Consider the following 437-nt stretch of genomic DNA (forward strand, 5'->3'; position numbering starts at 1 on the left):
TCCACTACCTGAGTCATAGTAAGCTCTTTGTTAAACTGAGTCCCCCACAAACGGAACTCACACTTTGGAATATTTGTGCAACTGTAAGCTTTTGGAGAAACCTTCATTTTACTGCCACACATCGGGCATTTGACCTTAGCTTCAAACTCCCGAACACTGAAATCAGGTACACCGCCTTTATCCGGAACTGCATTACGACAATCAGGATAATTATTGCATCCCCAAAATACGCCTTTGTCGTTCTGTCGACTAATATAGCGTCCACCACAGGAGCATGGATAAACAGTTACCTTCAGTCCGGATACATCAACATGTTCCACCTGGTAGGAAATAAATTGCTCCAGCTCATTAAGGAACTCATCAACGGTCAACTCTCCAGCCTCAATCATACGCTGTTGCTCGTGCCATAGCGCCGTCATATCTGGTGTAGTCATAAT

1 protein-coding gene is annotated in these 437 nt (G+C 44.4%); it reads right to left on the minus strand.

Annotated elements, in window-relative coordinates:
* The coding region (locus tag H6X67_RS11665; protein WP_249435558.1) for a topoisomerase DNA-binding C4 zinc finger domain-containing protein at nt 1-437 on the minus strand (437 nt) is incomplete at both ends.

The sequence above is a fragment of the Actinomyces sp. AC-20-1 genome, from assembly GCF_023369555.1.
In the GTDB taxonomy this organism is placed as follows: domain Bacteria; phylum Actinomycetota; class Actinomycetes; order Actinomycetales; family Actinomycetaceae; genus Actinomyces.